The 16,963-nt window shown below is 41.1% G+C and carries 19 protein-coding genes; 8 read left to right on the forward strand and 11 right to left on the reverse strand.

The window, feature by feature from the left end:
• Positions 1-10 precede the first annotated feature (10 nt).
• The 5 genes from MKX49_RS18905 to MKX49_RS18925 form a co-directional block, all read right to left on the reverse strand.
• Positions 11-652, reverse strand: a complete 642-nt coding sequence (locus tag MKX49_RS18905; protein WP_214744755.1) for a response regulator transcription factor — start codon at positions 650-652, stop codon at positions 11-13.
• A complete protein-coding gene (locus MKX49_RS18910; RefSeq protein WP_340877330.1) occupies positions 645-1,691 on the reverse strand; it encodes a sensor histidine kinase in 1,047 nt (348 codons plus the stop codon). Before MKX49_RS18910 ends, MKX49_RS18905 begins: the two co-directional genes overlap by 8 nt.
• Positions 1,688-2,434: a cell wall-active antibiotics response protein LiaF gene (gene liaF, locus MKX49_RS18915; protein ID WP_057276865.1), complete on the reverse strand. Its 747-nt coding sequence runs from the start codon at positions 2,432-2,434 to the stop codon at positions 1,688-1,690. Before liaF ends, MKX49_RS18910 begins: the two co-directional genes overlap by 4 nt.
• 157 nt (positions 2,435-2,591) lie before the next feature.
• Complete coding sequence (locus MKX49_RS18920) at positions 2,592-3,227, reverse strand: PspA/IM30 family protein (RefSeq protein ID WP_034309579.1); 636 nt, start codon at positions 3,225-3,227, stop codon at positions 2,592-2,594.
• Between the two features lie 19 nt (positions 3,228-3,246).
• Positions 3,247-3,594, reverse strand: a complete 348-nt coding sequence (locus MKX49_RS18925; RefSeq protein WP_034309581.1) for a lmo0954 family membrane protein — start codon at positions 3,592-3,594, stop codon at positions 3,247-3,249.
• A gap of 130 nt (positions 3,595-3,724) precedes the next feature.
• Here MKX49_RS18925 and MKX49_RS18930 point away from each other — a divergent pair, with 130 nt between their 5' ends.
• On the forward strand, positions 3,725-4,081 hold the full coding sequence (locus MKX49_RS18930) for a hypothetical protein (protein WP_340877331.1): 357 nt from the start codon (positions 3,725-3,727) through the stop codon (positions 4,079-4,081).
• 57 nt (positions 4,082-4,138) lie between these two features.
• On the opposite strand, the gene MKX49_RS18935 is transcribed toward MKX49_RS18930, so the two are convergent.
• On the reverse strand, positions 4,139-4,753 hold the full coding sequence (locus MKX49_RS18935) for a TetR/AcrR family transcriptional regulator (RefSeq protein WP_048679510.1): 615 nt from the start codon (positions 4,751-4,753) through the stop codon (positions 4,139-4,141).
• A gap of 171 nt (positions 4,754-4,924) precedes the next feature.
• On the opposite strand from MKX49_RS18935, the gene kynU reads away from it, so the two are divergent.
• From kynU to MKX49_RS18965, 6 genes are all read left to right on the forward strand, one after another.
• Positions 4,925-6,202 (forward strand): kynureninase, encoded by a 1,278-nt coding sequence (gene kynU / locus MKX49_RS18940; RefSeq protein ID WP_340877332.1) that lies wholly within the window; start codon positions 4,925-4,927, stop codon positions 6,200-6,202.
• 87 nt (positions 6,203-6,289) lie between these two features.
• Entirely contained in the window at positions 6,290-7,711 is a 1,422-nt protein-coding gene (locus MKX49_RS18945; protein ID WP_048679518.1) for an amino acid permease, read from the forward strand.
• Between the two features lie 46 nt (positions 7,712-7,757).
• Positions 7,758-8,612, forward strand: a complete 855-nt coding sequence (gene kynA / locus MKX49_RS18950; protein ID WP_048679521.1) for a tryptophan 2,3-dioxygenase — start codon at positions 7,758-7,760, stop codon at positions 8,610-8,612.
• A gap of 39 nt (positions 8,613-8,651) precedes the next feature.
• On the forward strand, positions 8,652-9,278 hold the full coding sequence (gene kynB, locus MKX49_RS18955; protein WP_338566304.1) for an arylformamidase: 627 nt from the start codon (positions 8,652-8,654) through the stop codon (positions 9,276-9,278).
• 147 nt (positions 9,279-9,425) lie between these two features.
• Positions 9,426-10,058 carry a LysE family translocator gene (locus MKX49_RS18960; protein WP_063594553.1) on the forward strand — a complete coding sequence of 211 codons (633 nt, stop codon included), beginning with the start codon at positions 9,426-9,428 and terminating at the stop codon, positions 10,056-10,058.
• 144 nt (positions 10,059-10,202) lie between these two features.
• Positions 10,203-10,547 (forward strand): hypothetical protein, encoded by a 345-nt coding sequence (locus tag MKX49_RS18965; RefSeq protein ID WP_340877335.1) that lies wholly within the window; start codon positions 10,203-10,205, stop codon positions 10,545-10,547.
• A gap of 36 nt (positions 10,548-10,583) precedes the next feature.
• On the opposite strand, the gene MKX49_RS18970 is transcribed toward MKX49_RS18965, so the two are convergent.
• Positions 10,584-11,441: an MBL fold metallo-hydrolase gene (locus tag MKX49_RS18970; RefSeq protein ID WP_340877336.1), complete on the reverse strand. Its 858-nt coding sequence runs from the start codon at positions 11,439-11,441 to the stop codon at positions 10,584-10,586.
• A gap of 133 nt (positions 11,442-11,574) precedes the next feature.
• Positions 11,575-13,002 (reverse strand): phospholipase D-like domain-containing protein, encoded by a 1,428-nt coding sequence (locus tag MKX49_RS18975; protein WP_336865530.1) that lies wholly within the window; start codon positions 13,000-13,002, stop codon positions 11,575-11,577.
• Positions 13,003-13,200: 198 nt separating this feature from the next.
• On the opposite strand from MKX49_RS18975, the gene MKX49_RS18980 reads away from it, so the two are divergent.
• Positions 13,201-13,647 carry a hypothetical protein gene (locus MKX49_RS18980; protein WP_053536088.1) on the forward strand — a complete coding sequence of 149 codons (447 nt, stop codon included), beginning with the start codon at positions 13,201-13,203 and terminating at the stop codon, positions 13,645-13,647.
• A gap of 493 nt (positions 13,648-14,140) precedes the next feature.
• Here MKX49_RS18980 and MKX49_RS18985 read toward each other — a convergent pair whose 3' ends face one another.
• The 3 genes from MKX49_RS18985 to MKX49_RS18995 form a co-directional block, all read right to left on the reverse strand.
• The gene (locus MKX49_RS18985; RefSeq protein WP_340877338.1) at positions 14,141-14,701 is read right to left on the reverse strand and encodes a peptidoglycan-binding domain-containing protein; all 561 of its coding nucleotides are present in this window, start codon (positions 14,699-14,701) and stop codon (positions 14,141-14,143) included.
• 264 nt (positions 14,702-14,965) lie between these two features.
• Positions 14,966-16,477: a PH domain-containing protein gene (locus MKX49_RS18990; protein WP_340877339.1), complete on the reverse strand. Its 1,512-nt coding sequence runs from the start codon at positions 16,475-16,477 to the stop codon at positions 14,966-14,968.
• The gene (locus MKX49_RS18995) at positions 16,474-16,908 is read right to left on the reverse strand and encodes a PH domain-containing protein (RefSeq protein WP_419721607.1); all 435 of its coding nucleotides are present in this window, start codon (positions 16,906-16,908) and stop codon (positions 16,474-16,476) included. The genes MKX49_RS18990 and MKX49_RS18995 overlap by 4 nt, the downstream gene beginning before the upstream one ends.
• Positions 16,909-16,963 lie beyond the last annotated feature (55 nt).

The following is a 16,963-nucleotide window of genomic DNA, read 5'->3' on the forward strand; positions in this document are numbered from 1 at the left end:
TTTTTTTGCGTCATTGTTCGTCATGAACGAGCGAATGCTTAAATGCGTAAATCACTGCTTGCGTACGGTCCTGCACGGCAAGCTTGCTTAATATATTGCTGACATGCACTTTGGCGGTTTTCAGGGCTATGTATAGTTCATCGGCAATTTCCTGATTCGTTTTCCCTTGAGTCATCAGCAGTAAAATTTCCATTTCACGGTTTGTCAATTGATCATGAAGCTGGGTGATTTTTGGGCGACGCAGCTTTTCCATCATTTTTCCCGTCACTTCAGGTTCAAGTACGCTTTGACCCTGGAAAGTGGAACGGACAGCTCTCGCAATCTCGCTGGCCTTTGATGTTTTCAGCATATAGCTCGTCGCTCCGGCTTCCAATGCCGGGTACACTTTTTCATCATCTAGGAAGCTTGTCACAATGATGATCTTTGCTTCTGGCCATTTTTCAATAATTCGTTTCGTCGCTTCTATGCCGTCCATTTCCGGCATCACCAAATCCATCAAAATGATATCCGGACGCAATTCCATTGCCAGTTCTACAGCTTTCAAACCATTGTCCGCTTCCCCGATCACTTCGATATCCGACTGTGCGGATAAATAAGCCGATACCCCTATCCTTACCATTTCATGGTCATCGACAAATAATACTTTAATCATCATGATCACCTCCAGCATTTAATAATGGGATTTTCACTTCAAGTTTCGTTCCTTTATTCTGAACACTTACAATTTGCATCGTCCCGCCTAATTCAACAGCCCGTTCATGCATGTTTTGCAGACCATATGATCCCGTTTTCGACTCCTCGACGTTAAAACCGATGCCGTCATCCGTTATTCGTAAAATGATCAATCCATCACGAACGATCAATAGCACTTCAAGCGAATTCGCTTTTGCATGTCTCAGCGTATTGGAAATCGATTCTTGTAAAATCCGAAACAGATGGTCCTCAATCCCCTTATCCAGAGTGACAGGCTCCATCTTCCAATTTATATCCATCGTCACTTTTTGGGCCAATTCCAAAAGAAGCTCCTTCATTCCTTCATGTAAAGATTTTCCCTTTAATGCAACAGGTCTCAAGTGAAGCAATAGCGCCCTCATCTCAAGCTGGGATTGATGGATCATTTCTTCCACTACCTTGAATTGTTTCATTTCCGTTTTTTCCATATCGGATTGTGATTCGGTGATGGCCGACATGAACATCGAAGCGGCAAACAATTGCTGGCTCACCGAATCATGCAGCTCCCGCGCTAAACGGTTTCGTTCCTGGGAAACGATTTCCTGGATCTGTTTCTCCTGATCAATGGCCTTTTCATTCGCCATTTTTTGCGATAGTTTTGTCTGCTCATTGATTTGCTTATGGATCAGTTGCATCCGTTCCGCCATTTTAGCCATCTCTTGAATTGGATACGTTTCCTGTTGCGAGGGTAAGCGGCCCTGTTCAAGGAAATGCAGACCTTCATCCACCCTTTCAAGCTGTCTCTTCCAAAACATACCCGAAACCACTCCATAAATCAGCCCTACCGTCATGACCAGGCTTGGCAAAAATATGACGAAGGGTAATCCCATGACCACTTTCTCCCACAATACACTCCAATCGGATAAAGGAAAGATGAAGAAAACCATCGCCGGCAAAGCAAGGGAAAGAACGAAAGCAACACCAAGGGCAGTCAATATCTGCCGTGTCAGTATGCTCATATACGCTTCACCTCTAAATCGCCAACTAAGATTGAAGTGATGATATGAACCTTGTGATCCGTTTCATTGAACCCTTCCGTTTGGTAGGAATAAATTTGATTAAAGACCCTGGATTCAGGCTTATTTTCAAAAATCCGCGCTCTGCCTGCAATGACAGAATGATGGACCCTGATTTCGATGCCATACGGTACAAGGACAGTGATATTGCCAATGATATTCCTGATGGAAATGACAGCATCGCCTTTCGGTAAAATCGTTTTGCTTAAATCGATAACCGTATCACCGACCCCGCCCTGAACATTCACGGAATTCCATTCATATACATGTTCGGTCGTTTGTTGATGACCAAACAACTTATTTTTAAATAGATAATCGGTTTTCAGCAGTCGTTCCTTATTGATCTTTTCTTCGTCCGAATCATCATTGGTTAAAATGGGACTGACCCAATCAGGATTCTTTTTGGACTGATAATATAAAAACAAAAGATAAATGAGGATCGCCATTAGGAAAAATTTAAAGACGAACATATTCAAGACATTGATGATAAGCGAAATCAGCCCTATAAAAAATAGGATTTTCCCGATTGTCCGTTTTGTGAATTTCCTGCCTAAATAGATGCATCCTATTGAAAAAGCGAGGGAAAAAAGGAGACCTCCACCCGTAAATGCAATCTCTAAAAAAATCAGGACGACTCCGATGAGAAGTATCCATCCCATATAGTCCGTCTTCATCTTGTTCAACATCGGTTCGCCTCCCCTTTATATGATCACGATATTCTTAAAAGGCACAGAAACCCGTGCCTTTTAAGAATACCATGAAATTGTCACGTTCTGACAGCCTGTTTTCCCCCGCCCTCCATTCCAAAAGGCGAGGGGATGACAGCGATGCCTTAAAAAAACTTTACGCTTCTTTCTGTTCCAATTCTTTTTCAAGCTGAACAATCCTGGCATCGATCGTATGCCGATTATAATCTGTATGGACCTGGTGCTCGATGCGATCGATATAATGCTCCATTTCTTCAAACATCGCTACCGGTTTGGCTTCGGAACTGCCTCCGTCCAAAACCCGATTGATCCGGTTGTTTGCCCGGGCAATATTTTCCCTGCCCATCAGTTCCAACCGCTTTAGATGCATATCCTTCAGCTTATGTTTCATTTCTTCATATTTCCGCTCCAACTCAGCCAACTGAACCTCTGCACTTTTATGCGCCTCTTTCAAACTTTGTGCACGCTCTTCATAGTGCAGGCTTTCCTTTACAGCAAATTCCATCAAATCGGTTTCTCCCGACTGCTTGGCAATCTCAGCCTGATGCTTACGTTTTTCAGCTAGATTTTGCGCTTGATTATACTCACGTGTAAACTCTTCTTTCAAAAGATATTGACGTTCAAGCAACTTACCGACCTTTTCCGTCTCCTGCTCACATTGACGCAAATATTGATTTAACATCCCTATTGGATTTTTTTGCTCCTTTTTATCCAATAGATCGTGAAAATCAGCCGAAATCGTTTGTTTCATTCTTGAAAATAAATTACCCATTCCCATTACATCCCTTCTATTAGTTCTTATTCAACTCTTTCCACTCTCTTTCAAAATTTGAGAATGGGTCACTTTCTTTCGATGATGCACTTTCATCATTTTCATTCCATTTTTTATAAACCAGGTAAAGAACATAAGCTGCCACCAGTCCCAATATTGCCGGGATATGGGAAATAGAAACGATCAGCACGATAATGGAGACTGACCCCCACGCAATCTTCGCCCCTGTCGATTCGGACTTCATGAACTGCTTGAACCCAAAGTATAGGATCGCCAAGCAAATCGCCAGGCTGATCAGTGGACCAACGTTCGCCAGCAACAGGAAAAGTGCGATCAGTCCTACAATAAATAAACCAAATTTCTTCATTGTTTTCGTCCTCCTTTCTATGTTTATATCTTATCTACTTTTACAGGTTCGTATAATGAGCCTTAGCTATATTTTCTAGTAAGACTTAAGGAGTAGACGCTGTAAGTCCGATGCTAATGAGGAGGGTGTTTTGGCGGTTTACTCGGGAATTTGCACCTTACTTGTAAGTTTGAGTGATATATACCTGAATTTGCGCTATTTACTCGTGAGTTTGGGCGCTTTACTCGTGAATTTGCGCTATTTACTCGTGAGTTTGGGCACTTTACTCGTGAATTTGCGCTATTTACTCGTGAGTTTGGGCACTTTACTCGTGAATTTGCACTTTACTCGTGAGTTCTGCGGCTTTACTCGTGAGTTTGGGCGCTTTACTCGTGAATTTGCGCTATTTACTCGTGAGTTTGGGCGCTTTACTCGTGAATTTGCGCTATTTACTCGTGAGTTTGAGCAGTTTACTCGTGAATTCCGCGGCTATACTCGTGAGTTTTGAAAATAAAAAAAACTTCCGATTGTATATAACCGGAAGATTGGTGAGCTGCCATTATCATTATACATATAAGCCTTCGACGTAAACTGAGGTGATGGTTTGAGCGATTTCTTCTACTGAACTTCGATGTTCGTTTCGGACGATTTCCCACAGATACATTTCATTTGTGAAAAACCATCCTCTTGCGACAAGCTCATGGTTTAGTTCCGTTCTTGCCAGCCCATTTTGCTGTGCATAGGCGACGTCCTGTGAAATTCGCTGAATGAACTTCATGCGGATCGCTTTCCATTTATCTGAAATAATGGTTGATATGCCAATGGCCTGTTCGAAAACCTGCATCATATTGCGTTCAGCTTCTGCCATTTTCAAAAATGCATTAGCTTGTCTGTTGATGATATGTTTTGCTTCGTCTTTTGATTTTGGGAAGAAAGAGGTCTCGGCAATTTCATAGAATTGCTCCATTACATTCTCCATTAATACAATTAACAGATCCTCTTTCCCTTTAAAATGAACATAGGCCGTCCCGTATCCGATGTTTGCTCTTTTGATCATTTGGGAAATAAGCGCAGCTTGATAACCTTCTTCAAGAAATATTTCCTTTGCAGCTTCCAATAGCTTTTGTCGTGTCATGATCGAGCGTAAATGCCGTTTATCTCCTACTTTGCCATTCTCCATGCCTATTCCTCCCTTTATCTTCTAGCATAAAGGATTTCCATAAAATAAAAAACATTTGTTGGAATGTCAGTTTTAATGTTTATAATTTTCTGAATTAACTTATTGACACCGTGTCATATTCTTTGGTACGATTCTCCTAGAATTTAAAAAAACTAATATAGGAGGATGATTATGGTTTCTGAATATACATTGGATCACGCTAAACAAATGGATGAGAATGATACGCTTAAAGATTTTCGGGAAGAGTTTTATTTAAAGCCGGATTCCATCTATATGGATGGGAACTCATTGGGGCTTCTTTCGAAAAGGGCTGAACGCACTCTTCTGGAGTCTTTGGAAGATTGGAAAGAGCATGGGATTGATGGATGGACGCAAGGGAATCACCCATGGTTTTTCATGGCTGAGAAATTGGGCGCGAAGATGTCCCAATTGGTCGGAGCTTCTCCCGAGGAAGTTATTGTAACCGGCTCCACAACTGTAAATCTGCATCAGCTAGTAGCTACTTTTTATAAGCCTGAAGGAATGCGCAGAAAGATTTTGGCTGATGAATTAACCTTCCCGACTGATATTTATGCTCTTCAAAGTCAGCTGCGTACACATGGATACGATCCGGAAACCGATCTCATCCGCGTGAAAAGCCGTGATGGCCGATTTCTTGAAGAAGATGACATTATCGAAGCAATGACCGATGACATCGCTTTGATCATCTTGCCAACGGTCCTGTATCGCAGCGGTCAAATACTGGATATGAAACGATTGACTGATGAAGCTCATAAAAGAAGCATTGTAATCGGATTTGACGGATGTCATTCCATCGGTGCCATCCCGCATTCATTCAGCGAATGGGATGTGGATTTTGCTTATTGGTGCAATTATAAACATTTAAATGGCGGCCCTGGCGGTGTTGGCGGTTTATATGTAAATCGAAAACATTTTGGGACGATGCCTGGATTGGCTGGATGGTTCGGCTCCAAAAAAGATAAACAATTCGATATGGAACATACCTTAACACCAGCTGAATCAGCAGGAGCGTATCAAATTGGCACGCCGCATGTGTTAAGTTGTGCACCTTTGATTGGGTCTTTGGACATTTTTATAGAAGCTGGAATTGAAAATATTCGTGAAAAATCCCTGAAAATCAATCAATATTTAATGGATTTAGTCGAATTCGAATTGGAAGACATGGGCTTTTTCATTGGAACTCCCAGAGAAGACATCCGCCGCGGTGGTCATGTAAGCCTCGAGCATAAAGAAGCTGCACGGATATGCAAGGCATTGAAAGAGAACGGTGTCATTCCAGATTTCCGTGCACCTAACATCATTCGCCTCGCCCCGGTTGCACTCTATACTTCTTATGCGGAAGTTTGGGAAGTTGTACAAATACTCAAGAAAATCATGTCAGAAAAACAATATGAAAAATACAAGAATGAGCGTGAAGTGGTCGCATAACCTGGAGTTCCGCCAGATGGGGCTCATCCCTCAAATGGTTAATTAATTAGGGCAGGATAAATCTTTTTGATAAAAAGGAGATGAACTATGGAGAAAAACAATACTCAATTGAACTTTAAAGATGAGCCAGAAAAAGGATTAAAGCGAGAGCTGAAAACAAGTCAGCTTTCCATGATCGCGATGGGCTGTGCCATCGGGACGGGGCTATTTCTTGGCAGCGGACTTGCGATTCAAGCGGCAGGGCCAAGTGTATTGCTCAGTTATGCTCTTGGGGCGTTCATTGTCTTACTATTGATGGGCTGTTTAGCCGAAATGACGGTTGCCCACCCTACTTCCGGATCTTTTGGGGCCATTGCGGAAAAGTACATGAGTCCAATGGCAGGCTATCTTGTCCGCTATTCCTATTGGATTGGCAATGTTTTGGCCGTTGGGGTTGAAGTAAGTGCAGTCAGCGTATATATGAATTATTGGTTTCCGACCGTGCCGGGAATCGTATGGATTTTGTTGTTTGCAGGTGTCCTGATTTATGTAAATGCTACCAGCGTGAATACATTCGCGACATTTGAGTATTGGTTCTCCTTTATTAAAATAAGTGCCATTGTTGGTTTTATCCTACTTGGAGCCTATGTACTGTTCGGTTCATCCGAACAGCCGCATATAGGACCGGAAAACTTCGTGAATGAAGGCGGTTTTTTCCCATTTGGTTTGAAGGGGATGTGGATAGCCGTATTTATTTCTTTATTCAGCTTTCTTGGAACTGAATTGATAGCGGTTACATCAGGGGAGGCAAAAGATCCGGATGCAGCCGTCCCAAAAGCATTAAAAGCGACCGTGTTCCGTTTATCCACTTTCTATGTGCTGACAATCGGCATCATGCTGATGATCGTTCCTTGGAAAACGGCCGGGATCGAGGTAAGCCCATTCGTAAAAGTGATGGAAATCCTGAACATTCCAGGTGCATCCGGGATCATGAACTTTATTATTCTAACGGCGGCCATATCTGCCATGAACGCTCAGCTCTATGCTTCAACACGGATGATGTTTTCATTGGCACGCGGAAAACATGCACCTACCTTTTTAGGAAAGTTAAACAAAAGCGGTGTTCCTACGAAAGCCCTTGCTGTCTCTTCAACGGGGATTTTCATCGCTGCAGGCGTTCATGCGTTACTTCCTGGTTCATCCTATGCTTTCATGATGGGGATTTCCATGTTCGGTGCCATGTTCACATGGCTCATGATCTTCATTTCCCATTTGTTTTTCAGGGTGAAATGGGAGAAAACCGGCGGACGCAAATTACCTGTTAGGATGATCGGTTTCCCCTATTTAACGATACTAGGAGCCGTTCTTCTATTCAGTTTGATGATTACGTCATGGTTTACGGATTTCAAAATCATGCTTCAATTCGGGATTCCTTGGTTACTATTTTTAGCTGTTGCTTATTTTGTTTCAAAAAGAAGAAATATTAACCATAATGTAATGGAAGAACCTCTGGAAAAGAAGATAGAATAGAATGACGGAATAAATAGTTTTTTGCGAAAAGTGAGGAGATTGCGGAATGAAGAATACAGATAAAAATGAACAAACAATAACGGGTTTAGAGAAAGAAATTCAAACCGACTTTCAAAAATCGATGTCCTATGGAGATTACCTCCACCTTGATAAGATTTTAACCAGTCAGCATAGATGTTCCGATCATCATGATGAAATGCTATTTATCGTTATCCATCAAGCGAGTGAGCTATGGATGAAGCTCATTTTGCATGAATTGACAGCAGCAACTGAGTCCATACGCCAAAACAGGTTGGAACCTTCGTTTAAAATGCTGTCCCGCGTTTCGAGGATCCAGCAGCAATTGATCCAGTCATGGAATGTCCTTTCAACTTTAACGCCGGCTGAATACATGGAGTTCAGGGATAAACTGGGACAATCTTCCGGATTCCAATCTTATCAGAATCGCTTGATTGAATTTGCATTAGGAAACAAAAATGTCCATACGCTATCCGTCTATCAGCACCAAACGGATTTATACGAGCAAATGCAGCAGGCCCTTCATGAGCCAAGTATTTATGACGCGGCGATCAATGCTCTTGTGGCGCGCGGATTACCTATTGATCAAGAAGCCATCAGCAGGGATTGGTCACAAAGGTATGAACCAAATGCCAGTGTTGAAGAGGCTTGGCTGACAGTTTACCGCGATGTAGAGCAATATTGGGACTTATATGAGCTGGGCGAAAAGTTAGTGGACATTGGCCACCAACAGCAATTATGGCGTTTTAATCATATGACTACAGTGGAAAGAATCATTGGTAATAAACAAGGTACTGGCGGATCATCAGGTGTAACGTATTTAAAAAGAGCACTGGATCAACACTTTTTCCCAGAGCTATGGAGTCTAAGAACGAAGCTATAAGATATTCAAGAAACAGCCAGTAGAGACGGAGGTAAATGCATGGGGACATGGATTGATATTTCACAACGTCTGGATGATAACGTTGCAGTCTGGCCTGGAGATACACCTTTCTCTTATAAAGTCAATTGGAGTAAAGAACAGAGCGGATCTGTCAATGTAGGTCAAATCAATATGAGTATCCATACCGGTACCCATATTGATGCACCTTTTCATTTCGATGATGATGGAAAAAGAGTGATTGATTTGGATCTCGACTTATATATGGGAAATGCCCGAGTTATCCATTTACCAAACAAGACAAGCATCGGAGTCGATGAATTATCCCATATAGATCTACAAGGCGTTACCCGTCTGTTAATTCGCACGGATGCATGGAAGGATCGAAGTGTGTTTCCACAAACCATTCCACATATCCAGCCAGAATTAGCGGCATATCTATCAGAACACGGCGTCCGTCTAATTGGACTTGATTTACCATCAGTAGATCCACTGGATAGTAAAGAGCTGTCTGCCCACCATGAACTTGCCGATCATGGCATTCACATTTTGGAAGGACTTGTATTGGACGGCATCGGACCGGGTAATTATGAGTTGGCAGCCCTCCCTCTTCCTTTAGTTGAAGCAGATGGAAGTCCGGTACGTGCTGTGTTGAAAAAGTCGCCCTGACAAAATGTTTTCAAAAAAACGAGCCAGATCAAAAACTGATTTGGCTTGTTTTTTGTTGTAATCATTAACTATCAAATTTATCTCCCTAAACCACGTGCATCTATGTTATAATTTTCAGAATTCATCGCTAAGAGTGGAGGTCCGAATATGGAAAACTTTTATCTGTTCATCATCATGTGCATCCTTCTCATCATCTTACCTGGTCCAGATACAGCAATAGCCACAAGGAACACCGTTACCGTGGGGACGTCGGGAGGTTTTAAAACGATGTTCGGCACATGCTGTGCCCTGCTCATTCATACATCTGCTGCCGTGTTCGGGCTTTCAGCAATCATTGTGAAATCCGCTTTATTATTTTCCATCTTCAAATATGTCGGTGCCGTTTACTTGGTATATCTAGGCTTCAAGACACTATGGGGATTAAGGAATAAGCAAGTGGCCGCAGCGGCGGAAACGACGGTCAAAAGTAAGTACGAAAACCAGTCATGCTTTAAGCAAGGGTTCCTTACCAATCTGCTGAACCCTAAAGTGGCCGTCTTCTTTTTAACGTTTCTGCCTCAGTTCGTGAATCCGGGGAATGATACGTTTTTACCATTCCTGATCATGGGCATGACGTATACCGTTTTAACTGCGTTGTGGTTTGTATTTTATATCTATCTGCTGAACCAAATCAGTGCTTTTATGAAAAAGCCTAGAACCCAAGCGATATTCGAGGGGATAACCGGGACGGTCTTGATTGGTTTCGGGATAAAGCTAGCTCTAGAAAAAGCTCATAATTAATGTGAACTGCACCCTAATTGTTAGACAATTGGAGGTGCAGTTTTTAATTGGGGTTCTGGTACAGGTGTAGGGATTTAAGTACTAGCTGAGTTATCTTACAATAAAAACCATAATTTGGTTTTTAATACAAGGAGAAAAAAGAACATGACAACCATTGAAGTTATGAAAACAAAAGATATCGGATTAGGTTCACTTTCTTTCGTGCTATGTTTATTGGGAATATTGTTTACGTTTGAATTTGGCGATAAATCTTGCATGGGAGATCATATTTTACATACTATCGGAATTAGCGGCTGGTCAAATGGAGATTCAGGTATTCATTATACAGTGTTCTATTCGGCTATCTTTTTCATCCCCTCCTATATTATTGGTCATATATATCCCGATAATAGAGGAGCAAAAGCAGGGAAAATCATATCAGGCATCCTATCAGTTCTTATCGTTTCAGCACTAATAACGTTTATTATCTCTTTTGAGGCCTGGGTATGAGCCCAATAATGCCGAGCTCATACCCCACTTTAGAGTTCAGTCACTCTCAACATACCCATTCACGAAAAATCCAATCGTTTCGAGCTCGTCCTCAGTTAAATCCCGCTTTAATCCTTTAGCCAATTCCTGCTCCATTAAAGCCCGGCTTCCCCGATGTTCGACCACCGCTCTGGCACATTCTTTCATTAGCTTAAGCTCCGCCTCCATCTCCAGTCTCGTGCGAGGCTGATCATGATGGGAAAGTATATATGTTTCGGCATCATAGGCTTCAATTTTCTTAAGAAGCAGCAAAGCCTCTTCAGCCGTATAATTCCATTTTTCCGCATAAAGATTGGCATACAGGCAGTCTCCCAGAAATAAGGTTTTTTCCTCCTGTATATAAATGATGCAGGAATCTTTGGCATGGTCGCCGCCAACATGTTCGATGACACAGGTTATCTCGCCGAGATCGATCGTCATCGTTTTTTCAAAGATGATATCGGGCAGGGGGAGGGAAATCTCTCTATTCGTCCCATGTTCCAATTTGATTGCATCGGCACAAAAGGCAATCTCCGTCCCTTCTTCGACACGTTGATCAAGGGCCCGATCTTCCCATGAAAGCTGCTGCATATCTTTAATGTTCGTGTATGTTTTTTCCTGACAAATCACCGGAATCCCGATATTCTCCAGTCCGAATACATGGTCCCAGTGTGAATGGGTAAGAACGAGGAAATTCCCGCTTATATCATTCCGAAGCAATTCGTCCTCAAAGAGCTGTGCATGCCTGACAGAGTTACCGGCATCGATGATGAGCGTTTTCTTGTTTCCCGTCACGGCGGCAAGAACCGGGCGATCCGTTTCCTGAACTGGCGGCAGGTAGACAATATGTTTCGATAGGTGCTGTAATGTTTGCATGTTTCTGTTCTCCTTACGATTATTGTGATTAGCTTGCTCAAGTATAGCAAATTACATATGTATTCATAAGATAATCTCCGCAAAAGGCTAAAAAGACAACAATCACTGAGATTGCTGTCTTTTTAGTCATGTTTCAAATGAACCTATTCAAATATACCGTAATTTTCGAGAGGGCATTTAAAAAGGTGGCCTTAAAAAAGGACTCTTCCTTTTTCTGATCTTCAGGCGGTTGTATATATTTTTTATTGTCCGCAATGAGTGTACTATTTTTGATTTTTGAATCCATCGCTCCTATCAACTGCGCTGCAAATCTTTCACTATCGATGACCACCATCGATTCCGTATTTAAAAAGGCAGATCGAGAATCCAAATTGTAGGAACCCACTGCACTTAATCGTTGATCATAGACAACCGATTTACCATGCAAAGAATAAGGCTTTGAATATTCATAAAGCCTTGCCCCCGTCTCAACGACGCTATCCCTAAAAGCCAAGTAACCGGAAAAAGCGATCATATTCGGGGTTGATGCAGCCGAGTTGGTAAGTATGGTCCAATCAGCCTTTGAATCCAATTGCTTCGGTACATATTCCTTCAAGGCATCCGCTGGGACAATATAGGGACTTTGGATGTATACCGATTGATTGGCGTTCGCAGCAATATCCAATAAAGATCTCCACACAATAGGGTATTTGTTGAACCGTTCGATCGGATTATGAATGAAGGACACTTTTTTAGTAGGTGTAGTAGCCTTACCCCAATCGACGACTGGGTTCACGAAATCGGTTTCAGTGCGCAAAGCTTTGCTGTATTTTTTCGCTAACGCATCTCTTTCGCGTTTTCCTTTTTCCGTTTGCCTTTTCGACAGGTCCGAAAAAACATCGCTCGTATACGGATGGGTCCATAATTCATTCAAATAGCCCTTCATTTCAACGATTACACTATCTTTCTCCTCTTTAGCATTGAAAATGAGTACATCCCTGTCATAGACAAAATTCCTCGGCGGCTTATTTGCTAAGTACTTATCGGCAATATTCCTCCCTCCGATGATGCCTAACTTTCCATCTACCGTGATGATCTTGTCATGAAGGCGATTATGCCAGGTCCACGGCTTAAATGGCTTAAAGGTTTCGTAATATCTTAATTCAATGTTTTCATGTGAAGCCAATGCATAACGGGCACTGCTTAATTGCCCTCTGAGTCCATGAGATATTCCATCCAGAAGGATTCGGACTTTGACACCTCGGTCAGCCGCATCGATCAAGGCTCCAAGAAAAAGCTCGGTTGATTCACCTTTTCCAAAAGCATAGTAGGCGATATCGATTGAATGCTGGGCTTCCTGGATCATTCGCATTCTGGCGAGTCCCGACTCATAACCGTCTTCGAAAAGCAGGACACGATCCACGGTGGCTTCCTTCTCTCCCATATATTCACTTACCTGTTTTATCGGCCTGTTTTCTTCTTTTTCTGCTTTGGGGAAAAGAACAACAGCCGTCACAACTACATAAAGGAAATATAATAGAAGAACAAGCAAAAATCCTTTGATTGCCGTTTTTACAGTCACTGAGCACTCCCCCCTTTAAGCGATATTTTATTACTATTCGTAATATGCAAAGACTCTATTCAACATCTGGAGGCTTGATACATCCCACTAGGCAGCGAGCGGTGCTGAGTGGAACCGGGAGGATTTTTTACCTTTTAAATGTGACAAAGTGGTGAACATGAAAGCAGTTGCATAATATGATATAGAAGGAGGGATTTCATGCTTAAACAACCTGATAGAATAAGTATCTTCAATTATTGTTTTGCATTAGGGGTATCAGAGGTTTTCTTTTTATCCAGCTTTTATCTTTCCATTCTTGACGTTTCATTATTTGCGATCGCTTTGCCATTTTCCGCGTTATTTCTAATGTTCTCCTTGTACCTATTCCTTCGAACGCACAAAGCAGTAAAGACCTTACCCAACCAAGATGAACGAAGAAGGGAAATTCATGCATTCTATCATCAATCATTCGGGATTTTCACGATCATTTTTTTCACTTTACTTTTTGTTGCTTTAGCCTTCATTCCCTTGCTTGATAACGGAGGGCATTTCTATCTGCTTTATTGTTTACCGATGGCCTTGCTTTGTATGATTCCTGCGATTGTTTCTTATAAAGGAATGAAATCATTCAAACTGGAAAACGGCAGGAATTTAACGAAAATCTAAATGATTTTACTTTTATTCAAGATTTCATCCAGGTTTTTTAGTTGAATGTATAGGGAAAATGAGGATATAATAATAAATATAAAAAAAAGACACTGGTTAAACCAGCGTCTCAATGAACAGCAAACTGCATAAAGAGCAGCGGCTTTCTGTGGTAAGTCAGTTGCTACTCGATCATGAAAGTAACCCTTTTCCTACATACATCTGGCCGGATGGTATGGAGGGGGTTACTTTTTTAATGTAACCGCGATTACTGCGACGATTAAAGAGGCGAATGAAATCATTAGCATCAGTCCGTCCATAATAGAAATCACCAGCGACACCCCCTTTCTGAAAAGGAGTGACCGCTGCCCACTATACCAAATTGCTGTCCATTTACTATTATATCTGTATTTACTTGTTATTTATAGCCAAAAATAGATGTATTTAGTCTTCTTGATGCTTCACATAAAAAAAATCCCACTTAAAGTGAGAACCATTTTTGCATGTATATCCTTTATTGTTCCACTACACGGCCATCTTTATAAATGTGGAACCACCCAATCGTTCCTGTGCCGCCTTGATCGATCCAATCTTTATTAGCTGCTTTAAAGTTGTAATATGATTTTCCCTTGCCATCTTTCAGCAATCTGCCATCACCGCTGAATACGATGTTGTTACCCAGCTTCTTCTTCCCTAACGCGATAGCGTCTTTCTCCGTGAACTGTCTTCTTTCCACCTTATTTTCATCTAAAGCAGCCCATGTCTTCGGTCCGACGATACCATCTGAAGCTAAGTTATGATCCACTTGGAACTCCCTTACCACATTTTGTGTTTGGGGACCGAAAATCCCATCAACACCTACATGATATTTAACATCTTTAAGGCTTTGCTGTAAGTCTCTTACATAACTCGAACGTGAGCCTTTCTTGAGGGTCGGGCGTGTTTCCGCCTTCGTTTCGATTTTCTGGATTTGACTTCCCTTTGATGCCGCTTCGGTAATTGAAGTCCCCGTTCCTAAAGGGGCCAACATCAAGGCAACTGTTGGAATCATGACCAATAATTTTTTCTTCAACACATATAACCTCCATTCAAATGACTCCTGCAGGTTTCTGACACTTCCCTTGGAGCCCATTCATTATAACGCAAGGAGTTATTTTATTGGTGTTTTATTACTTTAATTATAAAAAATGGTAAATATTATCCACAGGAAGTGCCGAAAAGGAATCCCATTATTGACAATGCACCATCCTCATTCATAGGCTTTATTTATATATATTAGTAATCATGATCTGATCGAACACTTATCCTGATGTTGGCCCTATCTTTATGTTATACCCTTTCATTCAACTTTGATTTCATTTCTACGTTCCATATACCATTTGTAAAATGAATCAGCCACCTCAAAAGAAACATGGTCAATACCAGCATGATGCACCGGTTTAGCCCGGTTGATTGTCCCAATGGAGGCAAGGCCGAGCATTTTTTGAATGAGATTTCGGGTTACGTTCACTTCAATGATCTTATCTCGTCTTGACACGAATAAAGATGTGGTGAAACTCCCGGTTTTGAATTGAATGAAGTCATTGTTCAAAATGTAGAAGGTATTGAAGAAATCTAATAACCTTGAAACAACAATAATTATTAACAGGATAGCAGATAGCATCCACCAAGCTTCTTCCACTTCCAGAACAGTTGGCTTGAAATAAAATAAGAAAATTGTTGCTACGACCCAAAGCCAGCTTGGCCACAGTATGCGCAGCCAAAAGGATTTGATCGGGAGGGGAATCATCTTAGGTGATATTTCATAGAATGGCAAAATTTCCGAGACTATTTCATATGCCCGTTTAACAGGTAGATAGGGATAGAGTGAGTTGGTTTCAAGCGTATCTTCGTCCAAACTTAAACCACCTGCACTTGTCAGTTTCACTTCGGCAAGTCCGAGCAACCGTTTCATGAAGGACTGTTTAATTTCAATTGCCTGCACTTTTTCTTTGGCTATAGAAAAGGCAGTTTCATCGATTAGACCTTTCGTAATGTAAATTCGATCATGGTCTGAGGAAATTTGATAATTCCCATATTTTAAAAATGTCCTCACTATTCCGAAAGTGATAGAAGCAATGACGAAAACAATGATGATGATCGTCATCATCCACCAAGAGCCTATTAGCTTTTCAAAAATTCCCACTGCTTTATTTTCCACATGAAAGATTTCATTGATTTTAAAATATAAAGAACTAATAAAAGGAATAAGGACCAGAAAACTAAGAGATGTAAAGGAAGCTTTTATAATATCCTTTTTTGTCGGCTTATAATGATTGGTCCGATTTGAAATCTCTTTTTTAACTTCCGCTTCAACAGAAAGAATATCTTTATATTCGCTAGCATGAATGGTCGCCAATTCTTCGTTAACAGTACTATTCATATGCATTTCCATTCGATTTGCTTCCTTTTGAGAAATGACTTCGAATCTAACAGCAGCATCCTCACCTGTTATACCTGTTTCAAAATTAACGGAAGTCACTTTAAAAATTCGATGGAATAAAGACGTATGACGGTTGACGTTTTGAATTTTAGAAAAAGGAATGGTTCGTTCAGATTTATTGAAAATTCCTTTGTATAGATGAAAGGAACGATAATCAAGTTCGTATTTATGGGTGAACCATTTTAAAATAATTGAAATAAGTGTTAATCCGAAAACGATAAAAAAAACAACCCTGCCATATGTGATGAAGGTGGATTCAGAACCAGCTTTGATCACAAAGAAATAAATGACAAAGAAAATGGAATTCCTGACTAATTTACAGAAGTTAAAAAGCATAAGAAGTGGATTGTATCGTTTTGCTGTCTTCATTGCTCCACTTCCTTAATTTTTGCATATTGAGCAATCTGATTCCTTAACTTGATAGCAACCTCTTTTGGTAGAGCTGGTATCGAGTGAGAGGAACCCATCGTTTCAATTGAAACTGAACAGAGTCCGTATTTTCTAAGTAACGGTCCTTGTTTGGTTGCAACCGATTGAATTTTTGTCATTGGAACAAGTTCATGCACTTCATTTAGTACACCAGATTTCAATTGTAAAAACTCTTCATCTACATCAAAGCGCCAGTTTTTATAAAGAAGAAAAGGGCTGATCAATGACCAGGCTGCACCTAGCACAGAGATAACTGTAATCCCAATCAGAATCCAACCGATCCACTCTTTCCAAGAAAAACGATAATCTAAGTAAAGTAAGACTCCAAGTATGATGAATGCGATTAGATTCGTAATCGTTTCACTTAACATCCACACTTTTATCGCATCCTTGGATAATCTTTTTTGAGGTAAGCTCATTATAGAA

This window comes from Peribacillus sp. FSL M8-0224, assembly GCF_038003055.1.
GTDB lineage: Bacteria > Bacillota > Bacilli > Bacillales > DSM-1321 > Peribacillus > Peribacillus frigoritolerans.

What these genes read in the sequence shown, in the direction of transcription:
- MKX49_RS18905 (WP_214744755.1), bottom strand. Translation starts at nt 652, where the DNA reads ATGATTAAAGTATTATTTGTCGATGACCATGAAATGGTAAGGATAGGG.
- MKX49_RS18910 (WP_340877330.1), bottom strand. Translation starts at nt 1,691, where the DNA reads ATGAGCATACTGACACGGCAGATATTGACTGCCCTTGGTGTTGCTTTC.
- liaF (WP_057276865.1), bottom strand. Translation starts at nt 2,434, where the DNA reads ATGTTGAACAAGATGAAGACGGACTATATGGGATGGATACTTCTCATC.
- MKX49_RS18920 (WP_034309579.1), bottom strand. Translation starts at nt 3,227, where the DNA reads ATGGGTAATTTATTTTCAAGAATGAAACAAACGATTTCGGCTGATTTT.
- MKX49_RS18925 (WP_034309581.1), bottom strand. Translation starts at nt 3,594, where the DNA reads ATGAAGAAATTTGGTTTATTTATTGTAGGACTGATCGCACTTTTCCTG.
- MKX49_RS18935 (WP_048679510.1), bottom strand. Translation starts at nt 4,753, where the DNA reads ATGGAGAATGGCAAAGTAGGAGATAAACGGCATTTACGCTCGATCATG.
- kynU (WP_340877332.1), top strand. Translation starts at nt 4,925, where the DNA reads ATGGTTTCTGAATATACATTGGATCACGCTAAACAAATGGATGAGAAT.
- MKX49_RS18945 (WP_048679518.1), top strand. Translation starts at nt 6,290, where the DNA reads ATGGAGAAAAACAATACTCAATTGAACTTTAAAGATGAGCCAGAAAAA.
- kynA (WP_048679521.1), top strand. Translation starts at nt 7,758, where the DNA reads ATGAAGAATACAGATAAAAATGAACAAACAATAACGGGTTTAGAGAAA.
- kynB (WP_338566304.1), top strand. Translation starts at nt 8,652, where the DNA reads ATGGGGACATGGATTGATATTTCACAACGTCTGGATGATAACGTTGCA.
- MKX49_RS18960 (WP_063594553.1), top strand. Translation starts at nt 9,426, where the DNA reads ATGGAAAACTTTTATCTGTTCATCATCATGTGCATCCTTCTCATCATC.
- MKX49_RS18965 (WP_340877335.1), top strand. Translation starts at nt 10,203, where the DNA reads ATGACAACCATTGAAGTTATGAAAACAAAAGATATCGGATTAGGTTCA.
- MKX49_RS18970 (WP_340877336.1), bottom strand. Translation starts at nt 11,441, where the DNA reads ATGCAAACATTACAGCACCTATCGAAACATATTGTCTACCTGCCGCCA.
- MKX49_RS18980 (WP_053536088.1), top strand. Translation starts at nt 13,201, where the DNA reads ATGCTTAAACAACCTGATAGAATAAGTATCTTCAATTATTGTTTTGCA.
- MKX49_RS18990 (WP_340877339.1), bottom strand. Translation starts at nt 16,477, where the DNA reads ATGAAGACAGCAAAACGATACAATCCACTTCTTATGCTTTTTAACTTC.
- MKX49_RS18995 (WP_419721607.1), bottom strand. Translation starts at nt 16,908, where the DNA reads ATGTTAAGTGAAACGATTACGAATCTAATCGCATTCATCATACTTGGA.